Raw genomic sequence first — 20,560 nt, forward strand, 5'->3', positions numbered from 1 at the left:
ATTACGGTTATGCTGCCCTCACTTGTCAAATCAATTCTTCCTATTCCCTTTTTCCTTCTCTCTACTATAATGCCCCGTAAACTTCATCAGATTTTTGAACACTTCTCTTCTCAAATCTGATAAGATTTGAGAGGTAATCAGATGTTCTTAAATCTGATTTAGTCTTAAAAGTTTGATTGATTTGAGGAGGTTGTTGTGTCAAAGAAACACAGAAAGTTTTCTTCTGAGTTTAAGGCCAAAGTGGTCTTAGAGTTGTTGGAAGGTGACAAGAGTGTAAGTGAGATTGCATCCAAATACGGCATATTACCTAAATCCATACATCAGTGGAAGAAGCAGTTTTTGGAGAATGCATCCTTAGCCTTTGAGAATGCTGTCCCGGCAAAGAAGTATAAGGAAGAGATAAGAGAGAAGGAATCCCAAATTGAGGCTCTATCCAAAGCATTGGGTCAGGCTACCATAGAAAGGGACTGGGTATTAAAAAAATTAAAGAGCTTGGGCTTGAAGACTAAGAAGAGCCTGGTGGAGCCCAAGCTCAAAAACCTTTCAATCACCAGGCAAACAGAGCTTTTAGGGATGAACAGGTCTACACTGTATTACAAGAACAAGCCAGAGATTTCAGAAGAAGACATAGAAATCATGAATGCCATTGATGAGATATACACAGAGTTTCCATACTACGGATACAGAAGGATATACCACCAGTTGAGAAGAAAAGGCTTTGATAATGTGGGAAAGAGAAGAATAACAAGGTTCATGAAGATTATGGGCATAAGGGCTTTATATCCCAAAAGGAAGAGATTTAAAACAACAGAATTGGATAAGAACACAAAGGCCTATCCATATCTGCTAAACGACATAATACCCACAAAGCCCAATCAGGTATGGGTCTCAGATATCACATACATCAGGCTCTGTAAGGGCTTTGCCTATCTGTGCGTCATAATGGACCTAAAATCAAGGGCTGTATTATCACACAAACTATCACCAACAATGGATGATGAACTTGTTGTAAGGACTATAGAATCTGCTATAGAAAAATACGGAAGACCCGATATCTTCAACTCTGACCAGGGGAGCCAATACACCTCAAACAGGACAATAGAGCTTCTAAAGAAACACAACATATCCATATCCATGGATGCCAAGGGCAGGTGTTTTGACAACATACACATGGAGAGGTTCTTCAGAAGCTTAAAACAGGAGAATATCTATCCAAGCTGCTATGAGAGATTCAAAGACGCAAAAACTGGAATAGATGAATACATACACACCTACAATAGCAAGAGATTACACTCTGCTATTGGATATAAGACGCCTTTTGAGGTATATGGGTGTATGTCAGAAACAAAAGAAAACATAGTTGCTTGAAAAGGAGGTGAGTAGTCCTATTAACTGAGAGTTAAGGAGAGAGAAGGAAAAGGGAAATGGGAAGAATTGACTTGACAAGTGGGGGCAATATATTCAGCATGTCAAAGGGTTTCCTCTTCGTTGTCCCATGTATCCTGTTATTTGCCATCTCAAGCCATGAGAAGATGTATGAGTTTAGAAGCTCAGGTGTTATCTCTAAGCCAGAGTTCTTTAGCTTTGCCCTTAAGGGCTTGTAGAAGTTGTTCTTTAGGTATGAGTTAAATCTTTCTACCTTTCCCTTTGTTTTAGCCCTGTATGGTTTGCAGGGCTTTGGAATAAACAAGCCTTTGGAGAAGTCAAGAAAATCATTGTTTATTCCATGCCTGTTTTTGCCGTATTTATCCCTTTGTATTATGACGGATTTTAGGTTATCATAGAGTATGGTCTTTGGTATTCCGCCAAAGTAGTCGAAAGCTTTTATGTGGCAGGACTGAAATATGTCCTCATCGCTATTGTTTGTAAAATAGACGAAGGCTGTTCTTGAATAACCCAAGACCATAACAAATGCATAAATGGGCTTTCTGCCTGCTCTGATAGTTGTCCAATCTGCCTGAGCCTGAAAGCCTTTTTCGGTTTCAAACCTGATTATCTCTTCACTGTCTTTTCCTCTTTTTGAGCCAATCCTATCGTAGATTACCTTTGTGTATTTCTGAAGTGTCCTTAGACTACCTGTGTATCCCATATCGTTTATCTCTCTTAATATGACAGTAGATGGGATTCTATCCGGGTAAGCTTGGTTGATCCTTTCTTCTATGTAGCCTTTGTAATCATTAAGCTTTGAAGGATAGCTCCTTTTGGGGTACAGTTTTAAATCCTCCTCTTTTAATCTTCTTGACACTGTTCTTCTGTTTAAGCCCAGAATCTTTGATATCTGCCTGATTGAGAATCCCTGAGAATAAAGTGTGTGAATCACAACAAACTCCTCCTTACTAATCATTCTGATACTCTCCTTTCAAAAAAGTTACCCAAGGAGAGTATAACCAATTACTAAAAGTGGTGCACTTTTAGTAGGTGTTGGTGGTGTATTTTAGCACGGCGGATGACATCAAACAAAAAAGAGGCTTTAAAAGGATTTGAGATATTCAAGAAGAAGTGGAGCTCCAAATACCCCAATGTAGTCAAATCTTGGGAGAGGGAGCTTTATAAACTCCTTGCATTTCTTAAGTATCCTGAGCCTATCCAGAGGGTTGTATATACGACAAATTTAATAGAGAGAACAATAAAAGAAATCAGAAGAAGAGTTAAGGTGATAGGCGCTCTACCTTCTGTTAAATCTGTTGAAAAGTTCGTTTATCTGAGGGTGGCAATGCTCAATGACAGGTGGTCTAACAGAATAGTAAATGGCTTCTTGGAAGCAAGGGAAGAAATCAGAGAGATGTTCCTTGGGAGGTACTCATAGGTGGATTACACAAAAATCTTGACACGACCGTGAAAATTTACATTTATTATAAAAAATGGTAAAATTGAAAAAGAAAGTTTTTAAATAGCTTTTGCCTAAGAGGGGGGCGGAAAGTGCTTAATTCGGTCACGGAGTTATTCAATTTCTGGCAAATTTTTGAAGTGTTCCAAAATTTACCAGAGGTCGACCTGTTTAACGAACAAGGAGAAGAAGAAAGAGTTAGACTGGTAAACAGAAGGTTGGAGATTGGCAATGGTATATATACAGAGCCGCATCAGGCTTTTAAATCGTTTAAAGGAAAATTAAATACTGCTGACAGAAAAAGAACCTTCTTTTGCCGAAGTCATATAGGAATTATTAAGAAAGAAAAGGTCCTTAATAGAGTTTTAAGTTTTTTCGGTATGGACAATGAAAACTTTGACCAAGAAAAGAACGATAGAATTGAGAACGAGTGGTTGTATTTATTTTCTGTTGTGGCAAATTCCGATAATAAGATAGTGGGTCTACCGATAGATTTAGATGACGATATCGCTGAAGATGAAAACAACGAGAAAACGCCCCGATTGGCTGTAAGAATTAAGCCTTTCTGGTTTTATTTGTCGAGGATTCTAAATAGGAAAAGAACCTTACTCTCAGCCAATGAAATAATGGATCAAATAGAATTATTTAACGATCGATTCGCAGAGAGATTTAAGACATACTATAATACTTATTCTTATTGGATAATTGATAGTTCCTTCGTTATAAAACTTGCAGAGTTTTGGAAGAAAAGAGAAAATCCATTCCTGTATTATCTGAAACAAAGCAATTATAGCTTTATAATAGGCATATACGATGGCGTTCTTAGGGAACTCGATACATTGAAAGATAAAGGTGGTCAGGGTAATGAAGAGCAAAAGGAAAAAAGGAAAGACCTTATAAAACGAGGATTGGGGTGGCTTAACGAGATAATAAGAACTAATGAATATACACCAAACGGCGAAAGGATTAGCGGTAAACATGTAAAACGAGTATCGTTTTCTCATGAGTTATTTAAGAGCGAATTAAGTAAAGTGGATTTCGATGGGTTACATAGAAAACTCAAACCAGGCAGCAAATTCGATGATGTGGACAAAGCAGTTGTAAGATACGCAAAGTATATGGCCGAATATAATTCACCTGACAATGTTGTTTTGCTTACTACCGACACCACTATGAAGCTATTTGCTTCTGAGGTTGGTGTATTATCAACAGGGCTCTTTCCTGATGTCTACGAAAGAAAGCAAAAGGGATTAAACAGGAGAGTGGCAAAAGAAATGGTGGAGCACTTTCTCAACTGGTTAGGTTTAGAAAAGTTTTTCTCTCCAGATGATTTTGATTACCCTATTGTTTCAACAGGGAAAAGTGTTGAGAATAAAGACTTCTTTAAGGAGGTTGCAAAAGAAATTAACGAGCCACCTTCCTTCTTTGTTAGCGAACTTGACCTTGCTAAGCTGCACTTTGATAAAAGCAAAACCCTACAACAATACATCTTTGGCAACCCAAATAGAAAAATGCTTAACCCAGAAACAGAAATCGAAACCCTTAAGCCAGAAAACATACCGCCAGCAAGGTGGCTTACAGAAACATGGGCAAAGCCGTTTTTTAATCAGGCTTTAGCCCTTTCAGAAGCATACAGGAGATTTTTAAAGAACGATGGAAGCGGTATTATTAGCGTCAATGGCCCACCAGGGACAGGAAAGACAACAATTTTAAGAGACATAGTGGCCAATATAGTAACCCAGAGGGCATATCACCTTGCAAATGACATCATCAATGAGCAGAACATACTTACTGAGAGCGATTCTGTTTTTGGCAAATTCTACAGATTTACCGATGATAGGCTTTGCGATTACAATATAGTCGTCGCCTCAAGTAATAACAAAGCAGTCGAGAATGTTTCAAAAGAACTTCCGCTAATGGATAAGGTGAGCGAATACAGAAACGAGATTCTAAATGAGCCAATCTTCACGCATTTTGCGGAATGCTTTAAAAACATGTCCAACGATGAATGTTGGAGTCCTATATCGGTGGCATTGGGCAAGAAGGACAACCTGAGGGCAGTTATTGCCGATTATATTAGAGAGCTTGGCATAATGCTTAAATATCTCTGGAAAATAAACTATCCATCAGAAAAAGAAAGACAAGAAGCAGGAGAGAAAGGGGAAAACTTAAGACAGCTTATAAACAACATAAACCTAAAACAATATGCCAAAGACTTCCTTGACCTCTATAACGAGATTGAAGAGATAAAAAGATTAATTCCTTTTGATGAAATGGCAGAAAACAATGTCCTTACGGTTAAAGATTACTTTGAGACCGAAAGCACTCAATACACCGCCATCAAGGATGAGTATATGCGCCTAAGCAGCAAAATAAGCATGCTTGACAGGGAGATAAAGGAAACAACAACGCTAATAGACGATAAGACCGAAGACATGGCAAATTACAAGCAGAAGAATAAAACGGCCTTTAGATTTTCTAAGATACCCCTTCTTAAAAGCCTCTCTTTTGTTAGGAATACGATAAAAGAGTATCAACAAATGCAGAAATCTTTAAACTCTCTAACAAGCCAAAAACAACAGTTAGAAGAAAGCTTAAGCAAACTAAAGAGCCAATTCTCTGTTAAAGAAAGAATATTTAATCTAAAAACAAATACGATGAACAAGCTATTGAGCCTATTTGAAAAACTTGGAATCGAGAATGCAGACAGCAAAGAGCTTGAGTTTTTATCCATTCTTAACGCCGTTTATAATTCTTCAGATAAAGAAAAGCAGCTATTCACGCCGTATGCAGCCGAAGCATTGGAAAGAAAGCGCAAAGAGTTGTTTTTTAAAGCCTTAAGACTGCACTACGCATTTGTTTTAAAGCACCGCCAGGAGTTCAAGCATAACATAGACTTATTTTTTGGTGTCTTAAATGGGGGTGGGGCGACCCAGGAAATAACGGATAAAGACATTGGGGCTATTGTGCACTTCTGGACGGCTTTTGCGTTTATAACGCCCGTCATATCCACGACCTTTCACTCAGTAACGAACATGTTTGCCACTCTAACAAAACCCAACTCCATCGGCTTTGTGATTATAGATGAAGCAGGGCAGGGAATACCTTATTATGCAGTTGGGTTACTCATGAGGGCTAAAAGGGCCATCATAGTGGGTGACCCACTCCAGATTGAGCCTGTTATTACCATACCAGAAAGCTTGAGAGATGTGCTTATAAAAACACTAAAAGCTGAGCAGATAGCAGGCGAATTGGGCGTCGGTATTGGTTTAATTGTTCCTGGACTTGAAAAAGCGGTGCAAATCTCAGAATCCGAAGACGGCTTTATAGATACTTCCGTTCAGGTGCTTGCAGACAGAGCTTCAAGTATTCAGGCGGTTATAGAAAGAGATGGCTTTAAGATACCAATAGGAATACCGTTAAGGGTTCATTTTAGGTGTAAAGACCCTGCATTCAGCATTGCCAATACCATTGCTTACAGCAATACAATGATACATGGCAATGAGAGTAATAAAAATACGGGCAGGGGGTATTTTGTTGATGTGGACACAAGCCAAGCAAACTGGACGAAAAATGTTTCCAATATTGAGATTAACACAGTCAACGAAATACTGCTAAAAATGTATAAAGATAGGCTTAAGGATGTATATATAATATCGCCGTTTGTGGGTATTACCTTTGATGATGTAAAGCGCAAGTTTAAGGGCGTGCCAAAAGGAAACATAGGGACAGTTCATACTTTTCAAGGCAAGGAGAATAAGGTTGTGATTATTCTCTTGGGTGGTGATAAAGATGGAGCGATAAAATGGGCAACAAGAAAACCCAACCTCTTAAATGTGGCCGTTACAAGGTCAAAAGAGGAGTTAGTAATAGTCGGCGATATAGAGAAATGGACAAAAAACGGGGGAGAAATGTTTAGAAAAGCCATAGAGTTATTGAAGCCTTTGGATGGTTTAGGGTATTATTGCGCATACTAATTCTTTTCATAAAAATTTAGAAGAAATTGAAAAGAGAGGGAAAATGCCTTAAAAGCTTTTGGTTGACTTTTTAATACCCGTGTGTTATCTAATTTTAAAAGTTTGGTTGTGGAAAAGGGAGGTTGATATGGGAGAGTATAACAATAAACCCAATAGCGAAGTCGATGTGGAAAACGGTGAGGTTTTATACGACGATGGAGACCATAAATTTATCTGGCTTGGGTGGGGAAAGTTAGAGAGCGGCTTAATCCAGACCAATCAATATCTAATCATAAACGGGACAAAGGGTATCCTCCTTGATCCGGGTGGCATACACATATTCCCCAAGGTTGTGGCCAATGTTACCAAATATATCGATTTGGACGACATAGAGGTAATATTCTTCTCCCATCAAGACCCGGATGTCAGCTCAGGCATACCGATGTGGCTTTCTGTAACCAATGCAGTGGTGCATATATCTGCCCTGTGGGTTAGGTTCTTGCCCCACTTTGGTATAACCGATTTCTCAAGGATAAAGGGTATACCGGACGGTGGAGAGAGGATCGGTGAGCTTGAGGTTATACCAGCCCATTTTATGCACTCACCCGGCAACCACATAGTCTTTGATTCAAAGGCAAAGATCCTTTTCAACGGCGACATCGGTGCTGCGGTGTTTAACGAGGGGAGTGAGTATCTGTTTGTTGATAGGGATAACTTCAACTCCCATGTGGCCTTGATGGAGACATTCCATAAGCGCTATATCGCCTCATCCAACGCCTGCCGTTATTACATAAATAAAGTGAGATCGCTCTCTCCCAAGATGATAGCACCCCAGCACGGTGGCATATTCAGGGGTGAGGCTGTGGATATGTTCCTGAATTGGCTGGGCAATCTTAAATGTGGTGCAGATATAATCGATGAGTTGAGTAGGTGATAGCCATGGCAGCCAGAGATAATGTTAAGTCTATGAATGCAATACGAAAGCTCTCAAAGGGTGTTGTCAAAAGCTCTTTTGTCTCAACGGCGACGATTGAGAGCTTTAAGATCATATCCAACAACATAGAGTATCTGGAAGACCAGATGAAGACATTTTCCGCCTCACTTGAGGAGATGGAGGGCAACCTCAAGGGTATGGCAAACAATGTCTCTAAGATCAATAGCGATTTTGAGGAGTTCAATCTAAACATCAACTCCATCTCCGATAAGGTGACACAAAGAAACGAGGAGATAGAGGGCAGAAAGAGTGAGATCGATGATTTTGTAAACAGCATAAAGAACCTAACAACCGTTACAGAAGACATAAACAAGGCCGCAGGCAGTATATCCGATATAGCCAAGCAGACCAATCTTCTTGCCCTGAATGCAGCAATAGAGGCTGCAAGGGTCGGTGAGAAGGGCAAGGGCTTTGCCGTTGTTGCTGATGAGATCAAGAAATTGGCGAACAAGACCGATAGCATAACCAACAACATTCAGGAGATACTCTATGAGTTTAACTATAAGCTGACCAGCACGGTGGAGAGGGTTGAGTCTGTAAAGGAGTTTCTGGATCAACTGCGCAGCGACTTCAATGAATTTGCCGACACCTTTGTAAAAATCAACGAAAGCTCTAACGAGATAGCCGAGTCTTTAAATGAAAACAGCCTGGCAATCAACGAGCATGCCGAGGTGATAGACGATTTGACAAACAGGATTGTGCGAATCTATGAGCTTTTAAGCAGTATAATCAAGATCATAAATACACTGCAAGATGCAAATGTGAAGATAGAAAAACTCATTAAGTTGTAAGGGTGGTGTTATGAGGATTGCTATAGTTGCCGGTAGCAAGAGCGATAAGGAGATTATGGATGCTGCCAAAGAGGTGCTTGATGAATTTGGGATAGACCATAAGGAGTTTATAACCTCTGCACACAGGTCTCCAAACCTGACCAAAGAGGTGGCTCAAATCATAGATAGAGAGTTTGATGCGGCGATAGTAATAGCCGGTCTTTCAGCTGCCCTGCCCGGCGTGATAGCTGCATACACACACAAGCCCGTTTTGGGTGTGCCTGTGGCAAGCGATCTGTTGGGGCTTGATGCCCTCTTTTCCATAGCCCAGATGCCTCGGGGTATTCCGGTGGCCACATTTGGCATAGGCAAGAAGGGGGCAAAAAACGCAGCCCTGTTTGCCTTAAGGATTCTCTCTTTAAAGAACCCCGACCTGCTTAAGAAGCTAAAGGATAGGGCAGAAAAGGAAGAAGAAGAGCTAAGAAAGCTCAATGATATGTGATGTCTCCATACATTCAGCCTCATACGGCCCACATGTTGTGGTCGAAGAGGTGGATTTTTCTTTAGATAAAGGGGATATTCTGGCTATTGTGGGGGAGTCTGGCAGCGGTAAGACGACCGTTGCCAGGATCATCACCGGCTTGAATGTCTTTTACGGGCTTGAATACGACGGCCGTGTTGAGCTAAACGGCGTTGTGGACATGATTCCCCAGAATATAACGGATTCATTAGATCCACTCTTTAGGATAGAGGATCAGCTGCTTGAGCTAAACAACGACATAAACGCCATACAGGATATATTGAAGAGGGTGGGTTTTGACGATATAGAGAGGATATTGAAGGCCTATCCCCACAACCTAAGCGGTGGTATGAGGCAGAGGGTATTGATTGCAATGGCGCTTTTGCGGGCCAATATAGTCGTTGCCGATGAGTTTACCTCCGCCTTGGATTCCATAACAAAGCTGAAGATAGTAAGGCTCATAGAAAGACTCAATAAAGAGGATGGAATAACGGTGATTTTTATAACCCACGATATGGAGTTGTTGGACTTCGACGGCGAGATGATGGTTATGTTTTCTGGCCTTGTTGTGGAGAAGGGCAGAATAAGAAGTATAAAGGAAAACCCGTATCATCCGTATACGCAGTTCTTGCTAAAGGCCACGCCAAGATTGAATATGCATTACTCCAGGGATAGGTTTGACGGGCTTAAGATAGACGAATCGTTGGGTTGTCCGTTTTATTCATCATGCCCGAAATCATCGGATATATGCAAAAGCAAGAGACCTCCTCTAAAGGAGGTTGACGGGAGGTTTGTAAGGTGTCATTTTTAAAGGATAAAAAGCTATTTATAGCGGTTGCTATCTTTAGCTTCGTTCTCATAAGCGGCTTTAAGTTGGTAAAGGAGAACGAGGTTATAGGCCTAAAGCATCCAGAGAGCGCCTTCTTTTACAACGGTTATCTCTATGTTTCCAATATCGGTTCATCTCCCATTAGCCAGAACGAGGATGGCTTCATAACAAAGCTTGATGAATACGGCAATATATTGGAGTATAAGTTTATAGACAAACTAAAGGCGCCAAAGGGTATATTTGCTTACGATGGTAAGTTGTATATAGCAGACCTTGATAGGTTGTGTATATACGATTTGAAGAAGAAGAGCTTAAGCTGCAGGCCCATAGAGTCATCACGCTTTTTAAACGATATCTGTGTTGTTGATGGTGATGCCTATATAACCGACACAGAAAACAACCTCATATACAGGGTTGATAAAAAGGGGAGGGTAGATGTTTTCTATAGATGGGATTATGATTTTGCCCCAAACGGCATAGTGTTTTTGAAATCAAAAGGCGTCTTCTTTGTTGTATCCTTCAATAGTCCAACCATAGAGATGATAAGCAGAAGCGGTAAGCCCTTAAAGAGCTTTAAGCTTAAAGGCTTAACGGGTTTTGATGGCATATGCGTTGCAAACGGCAAAGTCTTTGTGTCCGATTACACAAGGGGCGAGGTTATACAGACGGATACCTCTTTTGATAGCTATACCCTCATCAGGTCGTTTAAGACCCCCGTTGCAGACCTGTGTGTCTTTGACGATGAGCTGTTTGCGCCGCTTATAGAGAAGAACAAGCTGCTCATAGGGCGAATAAGATGAGTTTCTCCTTTGAACTTATAGCAGAAGACGGTGCTGCCAGGGCGGGCGTAATTGACTTGGGCCACAGCAGGGTGGAGACGCCCATATTCATGCCCGTTGGGACAAATGCGTCGGTTAAGGCCATCCTGCCGTGCATGCTGAAGGCCGTAGGTGCCAAGATCGTGCTTTCAAATACCTATCACCTTTATCTGAGGCCGGGCATTGAAACGATAGAGAAGCTCGGCGGCCTGCACAGGTTTATGGGGTGGAAGAGGGGCATCCTGACCGATAGCGGTGGCTTTCAGGTCTTTAGCCTTAGCGAGCTTAGGGATATAAACCCTAAAGGGGTTTACTTTAAATCCCACATAGACGGTTCGAACCACTTTTTTACACCGGAGTATGTGGTTGAATTACAGTATAGGTGGGGCAGCGATATAGCAATGGTATTAGATGAATGCCCTCCCTATACCAAGGACAAGGCCTATGTTAAAAAATCGCTCGATATAACCATAAATTGGGCAAAACGCTCCATAAAAGCAAGGGAGAGCTTTCCTGTAAACGCCCTTTTTGGCATCGTTCAGGGCGGTGTGTTTGATGATTTAAGAAAAGAGGCCGCCATTGCTATGAAGGATCTGGATTTTGACGGTTTTGCCATAGGCGGATTGAGTGTCGGTGAGCCAACGGAGGATATGTATAGAGTTGTGCCGATAGTAAATGAATTTTTACCCAGACACAAGCCCCGATATGCAATGGGTATAGGCAGGCCTGAAAATATTGTGGAGTTGATAGGCATGGGTGTTGATATGTTCGACTGTGTCATGCCTACAAGAAATGCAAGGAACGGCACACTCTTTACGAGATTTGGGGTGGTCAACATAAAAAGGCAGCAATACAGGGATGATGATAGGCCTATTGAGGAGGGTTGCGGGTGCTATACATGCAGAAACTTCTCACGGGGATACTTAAGGCATCTGTATAAGGCCAAGGAGCTTTCGTTTTATACGCTTGCAAGTATCCATAACCTTTACTATTACATTAACCTTGTAAAATCGGCCCGTAAAGCTATACTAAACGGAAGGTTTGGTAGCTTTAAGGATGAGTTTTACGGTTTGTTAAAAGAGGGAGAGGCCAATGGATGAGTTTGTGAAGATGCTAAAGGAGGCCTTTGGCGACAGACTGATAAGTGTGGGTAGGCATAACATAGGCGTTACATCCTTTTTGAATAAAAACGGTGTGTTTGTTGTGCTGGATAGGGTGTCGGCCGATGATCTGTTTAAGGTAAAGAGGATTTATGTAAAGTTCAAAAAGAGATTCTCAACGCCGCTTGTGGTTGATAGGGAGTTCTTTGATAGGTCGTCCGATGTGTTCTGTATGGAGATGTTGGAGCTTAAAGAAAACGGCGAGGTTGTATACGGTGAAGACCTCATCAAGGACATAGAGGTTGATGATGAAAACCTAAGGAGGCAGATAGAATACGAGCTTAGGAGCAAGTTGTTGATACTAAAGGGTGCATTTATCGATCTGCCCTTGGATAGGAAGGTTATAGACGATATTGCATACCGTTCTATGTACAACTTTCTGCTCATATTGAGAAATCTTTTGAGACTTAAGGGGAAGCTAATCAACGATGCAACATTGATCGAGGTGTTTGAGGAGGAGTTTGGCATAAAACTCGATGCCTTTAAGACATTGAGGGATACGCCAAAGATGCCGTTTGAGAAGCTGCTTGAGGTATTCAAGGGGTATTTAGAAGAGGTCGATGGGCTTGTTAAGATTGCCGATAAGATACTGGATTAGCCTTTTGGCGTTCATACTGCTTGTTGCCATACCGTCTTATGCCTATGACATACCAAGACCCTCTGGATTTGTTAATGATTATGCATCGGTGCTTAAGCCCCAGACAAAGAAAAAACTTGAGGGTGTATTGAGGCAGCTAAAAGAGAAAACGGGTGTTGAGTTTGCCATTGTCACGATAAAGAAATTGAACGAAGGAGATATATTTGATTATTCTGTGGAGCTGTTTCAAAAATGGGGTATTGGTCAGAAGGGTAAGGATAACGGACTTTTGTTTTTGATTGATGTTGGCGATAGAAAACTCAGGATAAATACCGGATACGGCCTTGAAGGCATACTGCCCGATGGTCTTTTGGGCAGAATCAGGGATAGATACATAATCCCCTATTTTAAAAAGGGTAAATACGATGAGGGTATCCTGAACGGCACGATGGCCATAGTTGGCGTTATAGCCAAAGCGTATAATGTCAAGATTACAGGTTATGCAAAACCCAAAAAGGCAAAACGGTCAATTAGTCTTGTCGATATAGTCTTGATATTGGCCTTGCTGTTCTTTGTGTCGCCGTATCTATTTCCCCTGTTTGTTGGAGGGGTCTTTGGCGGATACAGAAGCGATTGGGATTCTGGCATGGGCTCTGGATTCGGCGGCGGTTTGGGCGGCGGCTTTGGTGGTTTTGGTGGTGGCTCAACAGGCGGCGGAGGTGTCGGCGGAAGCTGGTAAAAAAGTGTGGAGGTGGTGATAGATGAAGGGCGTTTTGGGTGTAATTGCTTTCTTGTTGTTTTTGGTTATAGCAGCGGGGATTTACTATTACTCCACTTACAACAAGCTTATTAAGCTTAAAGAGGGCGTGGATGCTGCATGGAGCGATGTGGATGTGCAGCTTAAAAGGAGGGCCGATCTCATACCGAATCTGGTTAATACCGTGAAGGGTTATGCCCAGCACGAAAAGGAGGTTTTTGAGTATGTTGCAAAGGCAAGGGCCAATATTTTGAATGCCAAAAGCCCTAAGGATGAGATAAAGGCGAGCAATCAGCTTGAGGGTGCTATAGGAAGGCTGCTTCTGATAGTCGAGAAATACCCCGAGCTTAAGGCCAATGAGGAGTTTACCAGACTCATGGACAACTTAGAAGGTACTGAAAACAGGATAGCCGTTGCCAGAAAGAGGTATAACGATGCAGTAAAGGCGTATAATTCCGCCATTAAGATGTTTCCTGCCAACCTGATAGCATCAAAGTTGGGCTTTAAGCCTGCTGTTTACTTCAAGGTTGAAAATCCCAAGGATAAAGAGGTGCCGAAGGTAAACTTCAATAAGGAATCCGGCCTTGTGGGGGTTTTTGTCTATGCATAAGAGGCTGTTGTTGGCGCTGTTCCTTGTTTTGATAGGGCTTAATGCCCATGCGAAGTATAACCGTTATGTGTTAAGCAACGGCCTTGAGGTTTACCTTGAAAAGAACAACACGCTTCCGATAGTAAATGTCACCATCCTCTATAGGGTCGGCTGTGTGGATGAGTATAACTCTATAACCGGCATATCGCACATGCTTGAGCATATGAACTTTCGGGGATCAAAACACTTTAAGGATGGATACATCGACGAGTTGACATCGAGATTTGGCGGTGTTGATAACGCCCAGACATCGTTTGACTATACGCTCTATTTCTGCACAATCTCCAAAAAGGCCTTGAAGGATGTGTTGTCCTTCTATGCAGATAACATGGACAACCTGTTGCTTAAGAGGGACAGGTTCCTAAAAGAAAGGAGCGTGGTGTATCAGGAAAGATTGTGGAGGATAGACAACAATGCCGATGGATTCCTGTATTTTACCCTCCATAATTTAGCCTATAAGGCATCGCCCTATAGGTGGACGCCCATAGGTTTTGCCTATGACATAAGGCATTACACTATAGGGATGTTGAGGGATTATTACAAAAGGTATTACTCGCCCAACAATGCGGTGATTGTTGTAAGTGGTGATATTGAAGAGAAAAGGGTTTTAAGGTTAATTAAAAGGCTGTTTGGTAAGAAGAGACCAAAAACCATAGACAGGCACATAACCAAAGAACCAAAACAGATGGGTAGGCGCATTGCGTATATAGAAAAACCCTCGGAGTTTAAAAAGATGGCCATAGCATTTAAGATACCGCCTGCATCCGATAACGATACGGTGGTTTTGGATCTTATAAGCTATATGCTCTTTGATGGCAAAACGGCTTTGGCTTACGATAATTTGGTGAGAAAAAAGAATGTGCTTGTGGATATAGACGGCGGTAATGAGGGAAGGATATACGATAAGGGGTTGTTTGAGATATTCGCCGATCTATCAAAGAAAACCAAATTTGACCCAGCAAGGGCTGCTGTGTTGAACCAGATAAGCCTGATTAAGGCTGGTAAGTTTGACGATGAGCTGTTGAGGCTGGCAAAGCAGAAGGCAAGGATGGATTACTATCTATCTCAACAGACATTGGGCAGCAGGAACAGAAACATGGCCTTTTATGCGGCCTTTGGGCTTTTGAACTATTACAACAACTATATAAAACTCATCGATAGCGTGAAAAAGAGCGATGTTGTCAGGGTTGCAAGGAAGTATTTTACGCAAGAAAACGAAACGGATGTGTTTCTGATTCCACAGAAAGGGGCAGTGTTGACAAAAAGCTCCTCCTTTAGAGGTGTTCTAAGATGAGGTATCTAATAGCGATTGTTTTGTCTTTTGTTCTTGTCGTCAACGCTTACGGTTTTCAGATTCAAAAGGGCAGGCTGACCAACGGCCTAAGGTATGTTATAGCAAGGACCACCGATGTGCCTATAGTTAGTATGACCGTAATGGTTAGAGCCGGCAGTGTCTTTGATGAGAAGGGCAAATACGGTGAGGCTAAGGTCTTGGCCACCACTTTGGAGAATTGCGATACAGCCCATCTAAAATCAAAAAAGCTCAGATTCCTCTTTGATAAATACGGTATTATTAGCTCTGTTTCTGTATCAAAGGGTTATATAACCATATCTGCCGTTTGCCTGAAAGAGAATATGGATAAGATGTTCTATTTGGTGGGTGAGATTCTAAAGAGCAGGTTTGATAAGAAGAACTTTAGCATAGTAAAGAGGCAGGTTATCGATAGGCTTAAGATGCTAAAGAACGACAAGGACTATCTTGCCATACATGCGGCCTTTGAAGGCCTCATAGCCCAGAGTGAGTATTCGCATACAAGCATAGGAACGCTCGATGGACTGAAGAGCATCACAAGAGGCGATGTAAAGGGCTTCTTTAAAAAATACTTCTCATCAGGCAATATGGTTGTTGCCTTAGCAGGCGGTCTGTCCGATACAGACCAATTAAAGATTAAGCTTGAAAAGACATTCTCTTCTGTTAAAAACACAAGCGGCTTGAAGAGGTTTAAGGATGTATCGTTCAGAAGCGGTCTTAATATAACAAACATTGTAAAACCCGCCACCAAGCAGAGCTATATCTATTTTGCCTTTCCGTCGTTTGATTATCCGAGCAAGAAGTACTATGCGAGCCTGATTTTGGCCAATATATTGGGTGGTAAGCTCAATTCGTTCTTAACCAAGGATATACGAACAAAACACGGATATGCATACTCTATCTTTGCTTTTAATTACAGGCTTCCTAAAAGGAGCGTCTTTGTTATAGGATTGCAGACACAGAATAGGTTTACCTTGGATGCCATAAAGAGGGTGTTTGAGGATATAGGCAATTTTGATGGATACATAACCAAAAAGAACATTACAGCTGCAAAGGAGTATCTTGTTGGCTCTATGTTGATAGGCCTTCAAACGCCTCAAAGCATATCATCCAGATTGGCGTTTGGTGAGATGAATGGCTTAGGAGATGAGCCGTGGGTTTTTGATAAGAGGATGATAAGATCTATAACTATTGCTGATGTGAGGGATGCAGCCAAGTCTATATTTGGCGGCAGCCTTTCGATTGGTGTTGTCTCGTTTAGGGATTTTAAGAATGAGATAAGAGAATTGGCCAACAGGTATGGATATAGATAGGCTAATCGATAGATTTATCTATAGCCTTAAACTCCATGCGGCCTCGCAACACACAATAGACAGTTATGCTAACGACCTAAAAACCGTTGCGGAGTTTTTTAAAGATAGGCAGCTAAATAACGACAATATTGGCGAGTTTGTGTTGTGGCTGTCAAAGAAGGGATATAAGCCCTCAACATACAACAGGAAACTTTCAAGTTTCAGGTCATTCCTGCGTTTCTTGATCAAGCAGGGGTTGTTGAGCTTTGATCTGAATACGATAAAGAACAAAAAGCAACACAGGAAGCTGCCGCAATACATACCGTTTGATGTCATAAAGAGGGTGATGGATAACAAGAGGGTGGGTATTATTGTGGAGCTTATGTATTCGTCCGGTTTGAGGGTTAGTGAGATTGCCAACCTTAGAATATCGGATATAGCCTTTGATGCCGGATTTTTGCGCATAAAGGGTAAGGGCTCAAAGGAGAGGTTTGTCCCTGTAAGCAAAAGAACGATTGAAAGGCTAAAGGATTACATACAGAACAACAGATCAAAGATAAAGGGCAACGGAGCAGGCGACTATCTGTTTCTGTCTGGCTGGGGTAGGCCTTACACCAGGCAGGGTTTGTGGAAGTTGATAAAGAAGGCCTTTAAGGAAGAAGGATACGATGTTCACCCCCATCTGTTGAGGCATATGTTTGCCACGCACATGATAGAGAACGGGGCAAATATAAGGGCTGTGCAGGAGATGCTGGGACATAGCAGTATAACAACAACCCAAATTTACACAGACATAACGGATAAAACTGTGGAGGATGCATTCCATAAGCTGGAGATATTGAAATGAACCTTACAAGCGTCATTGTGGCAGCAGGCAGCGGTAAGAGGTTTGGTTCAAAGAAGCAGTTTGAACCCTTGAATGGTAAGCTGGTTATCGATTACAGCGTGGAGGTTTTAAGTGATTTTGGTAAGATAGTGATAGTTGCAAGAAGGGAGGATATGGATTTTCTATCCGATAGGTTCAACTTTGCAAGGATTGTTGAGGGTGGCAAGGAGAGGATGCATTCGGTTTACAACGGTGTTTTGGCCTCCGATGGTGAATTTGTTTTGATTCACGATGCTGCAAGGCCTGCTATAGATAATGATATGGTCAGAAGGCTAATCTTGGCGGTTAGGGATTTTGATGCTGCTATTTTGGCTATTAAGGCGTATGAGACGCTGAAGCTTTCTGAGGACGGCTTTAGTGTTGATACACTAAACAGGGAGAGGGTCTATATATCACAGACGCCCCAGGCCTTTAAGAGGGATAGGTTGCTTGAAGCTCTTAAGAGGGCATTGGCCATGAATGAGGTCTTTACCGATGAGGCGGCGTTGTGGGAGAGGTATTACGGCAGGGTCAAAATAGTTGAAGGGTCGAGGAAAAATATTAAAATAACCACAAAAGACGATTTGAGGATAGTTGGATGTCTTTTAGGGTAGGTTTTGGATTTGATGTGCATAGGCTGATAAAGGGCAGGCCGTTGATATTGGGTGGTGTTAACATAGAATACGATTACGGGCTTTTAGGGCATTCGGATGCGGATTGCTTAACACATGCCATCTGTGATGCCTTGATCGGGGCTTTGGGTATTGGTGATATAGGGGAGATGTTTCCCGATAGCGACCCTAAATACAAAGACATAAAGAGTTTGTTCTTCTTGCAGAGGATAAGGGAGATTATTGATGAGGCGGGCTTTGAGGTTGGCAACATAGATGCAACAATTGTTATGCAGAAGCCTAAGTTGAAGCCGTATAAGGAGGCGATGGCATCGAATATAGCAAAGGCCTTAAGGATAGATAAAGGGATAGTCAACATAAAGGCCACAACAACGGAGCTGTTGGGGTTTGAAGGCAGGGGTGAAGGTGTTAGTGCATATGCTGTGGCTATGTTGAGGGGGAAAAATGAGCGGATTTGGTAAGCTTTTTATAGTGATTGGGATTATCTTTATCGTTATAGGGCTCTTGTTTAGCTATCTGCCCCAGATAACCAAAATTCCGTTTGGCAGGTTGCCTGGGGATATTATCATAAAGAAGGATAACTTCACTTTTTACTTTCCCCTTGCAAGCAGTATCATTTTAAGTATAATCCTAACGGTTATTTTTTATTTTCTGGGAAAACTGAAGTAAGGAGGGTGTATGTTTTCTTTAGTTCCCGAAGCATTTGCAACCGGTTCTGCCGCACCACAACCGAGCATGTGGGCTCAGATTATTCCGTTGATTCTCATTGTCGTGGTTTTCTATGTGTTTTTGATACTGCCCCAGCAGAAGCAGAGGAAGAAACACCAGGAGTTCATAAACTCCCTGAAGAGGGGTGATAAGATAATCACATCAAGCGGCATATACGGCACCATAGTAAAGGTAAACGAGGATAATTTTGTTATTGAGATAGCCGACGGTGTTCAGATTAAGGTCAGCAAGCATAGCATAGTATCAAAACAATAGAAGGGTGAGCCATGAAAACTTCCACATGGATAAAACTGGTTATAATTATCGTTATTGTTGCCATTTTTGGGGCATACACGCTTCCAAGCCTTATAGGTAAACAAAAAGCCAAGGAGATATCCTCGCTTTTTAACGGCCTTCTGCCTACAGATACCATAAACCTGGGATTGGATTTAAAGGGCGGAATGCATCTTGTTCTGGGTGTTGATACGGATAAAGCCGTTTTTGTGGTTATCTCAAGGGCGGCTGAGAATATACAGCAGCAGCTTATCAATGCCAAGATAGCTGCAGACAGCGTTATACCCGAGGCAGAAGGGTATAGAATCAAGATACACTTGGTCGATAATAAAGACATAAACCGCGCCGTGGATCTTATCATTAAAAGCCTTCCCAATTACAGGGTGATAAATGATGGCAACCCCATTGTTATCCAGCTGAAGAAGGAGATAGCCGACAAGATAAAGAAGAGGGCCATTGAGCAGGCCATAAGCGTTATAAGGAATAGGGTCAATCAGTTCGGTGTTACGGAGCCAACGGTTGTAAAGGCTGGCGATGACCACATCGTTGTTGACTTACCCGGTATAAAGAACGCCAATAGGGCTGTCAGGTTGCTGGGTGAGACAGCCAGACTTGAGCTGCATTTAGTTGATGATAAGGTTGATGTGTCCGATGCGTTGAATGGCAATCTGCCTCCCGATGATGAGGTGTTGTATCAGATTCAGAGGGATCCAACAACCGGTGAGATTAGCAAGATACCCTTTGTGGTTAAGAAGGAGCCTGTAATCACGGGTGATATGATAACCAATGCCACCGTAAGGTTTGGCGGCACACTCAACCAGCCGTATGTGGCCTTTGAATTGAATTCTGAGGGGGCTAAGATCTTTGCCAAGTTTACGGCCACACACATAGGCAAGAGGCTTGCCATTGTTTTGGATAATGTAATATACTCTGCACCGGTCATCCAGAGCAGGATAGGCGGTGGAAGGGGTCAGATCACCGGTAATTTTACGCTTGAAGAGGCGCATGATCTGGCCTTGGTTCTAAGGAGCGGTTCTCTGCCTGCCCCGGTTAAGGTTCTTCAGAAGGTAACCATAGGCCCATCGCTGGGTAAGATCTCCATAGAGAAGGGTAAGAAGGCCATGATATTCGGCGCTTTGGCCGTTATCCTCTTTATGATATTCTATTACAGATTATCGGGGGTTTTGGCGGATCTGGCATTGATATTGAACATCGTTATTATCTTTGGGACGATGGTGATGTTGCATGCCACATTGACCTTGCCCGGTATTGCAGGTATTGCCCTGACCGTTGGAATGGCGGTCGATGCCAATGTCTTGATATACGAAAGGATAAGGGAGGAATTGCTCATAGGAAGAAGCATACACGATGCTGTCAACACGGGGTATTCAAGGGCGTTTATAACGATTTTGGATGCCAATATTACAACACTGATAATTGCCTTGATTCTGTATCAGTTTGGCAGCGGTCCGGTTAAGGGTTTTGCCATTACCATGGCTATAGGTCTTTTAGCGAATATGTTTACGGCTATCACATTCACCAAGACGGTATTTGAGATTGTTTTAGATAAGTTCAAGCCGTCAAAGTTAAGTATTTGATG

The 20,560-nt window shown here is 42.1% G+C and carries 21 protein-coding genes; 20 read left to right on the forward strand and 1 reads right to left on the reverse strand.

Annotated elements, in window-relative coordinates; genetic code table 11:
* The first annotated feature begins 195 nt into the window (after window positions 1-195).
* Window positions 196-1,368, forward strand: coding sequence for an IS3 family transposase (locus tag D891_RS0104250; protein WP_025209023.1), 1,173 nt, complete (start codon window positions 196-198; stop codon window positions 1,366-1,368).
* A gap of 31 nt (window positions 1,369-1,399) precedes the next feature.
* Here the strand turns inward: D891_RS0104250 and istA are convergent, their stop codons facing one another.
* Window positions 1,400-2,344, reverse strand: coding sequence for an IS21 family transposase (istA, locus tag D891_RS0104255; RefSeq protein ID WP_025209791.1), 945 nt, complete (start codon window positions 2,342-2,344; stop codon window positions 1,400-1,402).
* Window positions 2,345-2,446: 102 nt separating this feature from the next.
* Between istA and D891_RS0104260 the strand changes: the two genes are divergently transcribed.
* From D891_RS0104260 to secD, 19 genes are all read left to right on the forward strand, one after another.
* Window positions 2,447-2,806: a transposase gene (locus D891_RS0104260; protein ID WP_025209792.1), complete on the forward strand. Its 360-nt coding sequence runs from the start codon at window positions 2,447-2,449 to the stop codon at window positions 2,804-2,806.
* Between the two features lie 401 nt (window positions 2,807-3,207).
* Complete coding sequence (locus D891_RS0104265; RefSeq protein ID WP_156919066.1) at window positions 3,208-6,804, forward strand: AAA domain-containing protein; 3,597 nt, start codon at window positions 3,208-3,210, stop codon at window positions 6,802-6,804.
* 127 nt (window positions 6,805-6,931) lie between these two features.
* Entirely contained in the window at window positions 6,932-7,717 is a 786-nt protein-coding gene (locus tag D891_RS0104270) for an MBL fold metallo-hydrolase (RefSeq protein WP_051453558.1), read from the forward strand.
* A 5-nt stretch (window positions 7,718-7,722) separates the two neighbouring features.
* Window positions 7,723-8,568 (forward strand): methyl-accepting chemotaxis protein, encoded by an 846-nt coding sequence (locus D891_RS0104275; protein ID WP_156919067.1) that lies wholly within the window; start codon window positions 7,723-7,725, stop codon window positions 8,566-8,568.
* A 10-nt stretch (window positions 8,569-8,578) separates the two neighbouring features.
* Window positions 8,579-9,049 carry a 5-(carboxyamino)imidazole ribonucleotide mutase gene (purE, locus tag D891_RS0104280; RefSeq protein ID WP_025209796.1) on the forward strand — a complete coding sequence of 157 codons (471 nt, stop codon included), beginning with the start codon at window positions 8,579-8,581 and terminating at the stop codon, window positions 9,047-9,049.
* Window positions 9,039-9,878 carry an oligopeptide/dipeptide ABC transporter ATP-binding protein gene (locus D891_RS0104285; protein WP_025209797.1) on the forward strand — a complete coding sequence of 280 codons (840 nt, stop codon included), beginning with the start codon at window positions 9,039-9,041 and terminating at the stop codon, window positions 9,876-9,878. Before purE ends, D891_RS0104285 begins: the two co-directional genes overlap by 11 nt.
* Window positions 9,866-10,696, forward strand: a complete 831-nt coding sequence (locus D891_RS09475; RefSeq protein ID WP_025209798.1) for a hypothetical protein — start codon at window positions 9,866-9,868, stop codon at window positions 10,694-10,696. The genes D891_RS0104285 and D891_RS09475 overlap by 13 nt, the downstream gene beginning before the upstream one ends.
* Window positions 10,693-11,814, forward strand: coding sequence for a tRNA guanosine(34) transglycosylase Tgt (gene tgt, locus D891_RS0104295; protein WP_025209799.1), 1,122 nt, complete (start codon window positions 10,693-10,695; stop codon window positions 11,812-11,814). Before D891_RS09475 ends, tgt begins: the two co-directional genes overlap by 4 nt.
* Window positions 11,807-12,472: a hypothetical protein gene (locus D891_RS0104300; RefSeq protein WP_025209800.1), complete on the forward strand. Its 666-nt coding sequence runs from the start codon at window positions 11,807-11,809 to the stop codon at window positions 12,470-12,472. The genes tgt and D891_RS0104300 overlap by 8 nt, the downstream gene beginning before the upstream one ends.
* Window positions 12,435-13,190, forward strand: coding sequence for a TPM domain-containing protein (locus tag D891_RS0104305; protein ID WP_051453559.1), 756 nt, complete (start codon window positions 12,435-12,437; stop codon window positions 13,188-13,190). Before D891_RS0104300 ends, D891_RS0104305 begins: the two co-directional genes overlap by 38 nt.
* A gap of 22 nt (window positions 13,191-13,212) precedes the next feature.
* A complete protein-coding gene (locus D891_RS0104310) occupies window positions 13,213-13,818 on the forward strand; it encodes a LemA family protein (RefSeq protein WP_025209802.1) in 606 nt (201 codons plus the stop codon).
* The gene (locus tag D891_RS0104315) at window positions 13,811-15,151 is read left to right on the forward strand and encodes a M16 family metallopeptidase (RefSeq protein WP_025209803.1); all 1,341 of its coding nucleotides are present in this window, start codon (window positions 13,811-13,813) and stop codon (window positions 15,149-15,151) included. Before D891_RS0104310 ends, D891_RS0104315 begins: the two co-directional genes overlap by 8 nt.
* Window positions 15,148-16,482, forward strand: coding sequence for a M16 family metallopeptidase (locus D891_RS0104320; RefSeq protein ID WP_025209804.1), 1,335 nt, complete (start codon window positions 15,148-15,150; stop codon window positions 16,480-16,482). Before D891_RS0104315 ends, D891_RS0104320 begins: the two co-directional genes overlap by 4 nt.
* Window positions 16,469-17,308, forward strand: a complete 840-nt coding sequence (gene xerA / locus D891_RS0104325; RefSeq protein ID WP_025209805.1) for a site-specific tyrosine recombinase/integron integrase — start codon at window positions 16,469-16,471, stop codon at window positions 17,306-17,308. The genes D891_RS0104320 and xerA overlap by 14 nt, the downstream gene beginning before the upstream one ends.
* Window positions 17,305-17,940 (forward strand): 2-C-methyl-D-erythritol 4-phosphate cytidylyltransferase, encoded by a 636-nt coding sequence (gene ispD / locus D891_RS0104330; protein ID WP_025209806.1) that lies wholly within the window; start codon window positions 17,305-17,307, stop codon window positions 17,938-17,940. Before xerA ends, ispD begins: the two co-directional genes overlap by 4 nt.
* Window positions 17,925-18,419, forward strand: coding sequence for a 2-C-methyl-D-erythritol 2,4-cyclodiphosphate synthase (ispF, locus tag D891_RS0104335; protein ID WP_025209807.1), 495 nt, complete (start codon window positions 17,925-17,927; stop codon window positions 18,417-18,419). The genes ispD and ispF overlap by 16 nt, the downstream gene beginning before the upstream one ends.
* The gene (locus tag D891_RS0104340; protein ID WP_025209808.1) at window positions 18,403-18,627 is read left to right on the forward strand and encodes a DUF2905 domain-containing protein; all 225 of its coding nucleotides are present in this window, start codon (window positions 18,403-18,405) and stop codon (window positions 18,625-18,627) included. The genes ispF and D891_RS0104340 overlap by 17 nt, the downstream gene beginning before the upstream one ends.
* A gap of 9 nt (window positions 18,628-18,636) precedes the next feature.
* On the forward strand, window positions 18,637-18,942 hold the full coding sequence (gene yajC / locus D891_RS0104345) for a preprotein translocase subunit YajC (RefSeq protein ID WP_025209809.1): 306 nt from the start codon (window positions 18,637-18,639) through the stop codon (window positions 18,940-18,942).
* Between the two features lie 11 nt (window positions 18,943-18,953).
* Window positions 18,954-20,558, forward strand: coding sequence for a protein translocase subunit SecD (secD, locus tag D891_RS0104350; protein WP_025209810.1), 1,605 nt, complete (start codon window positions 18,954-18,956; stop codon window positions 20,556-20,558).
* Window positions 20,559-20,560 lie beyond the last annotated feature (2 nt).

Source organism: Hippea sp. KM1, assembly GCF_000526195.1.
In the GTDB taxonomy this organism is placed as follows: Bacteria; Campylobacterota_A; Desulfurellia; order Desulfurellales; family Hippeaceae; genus Hippea.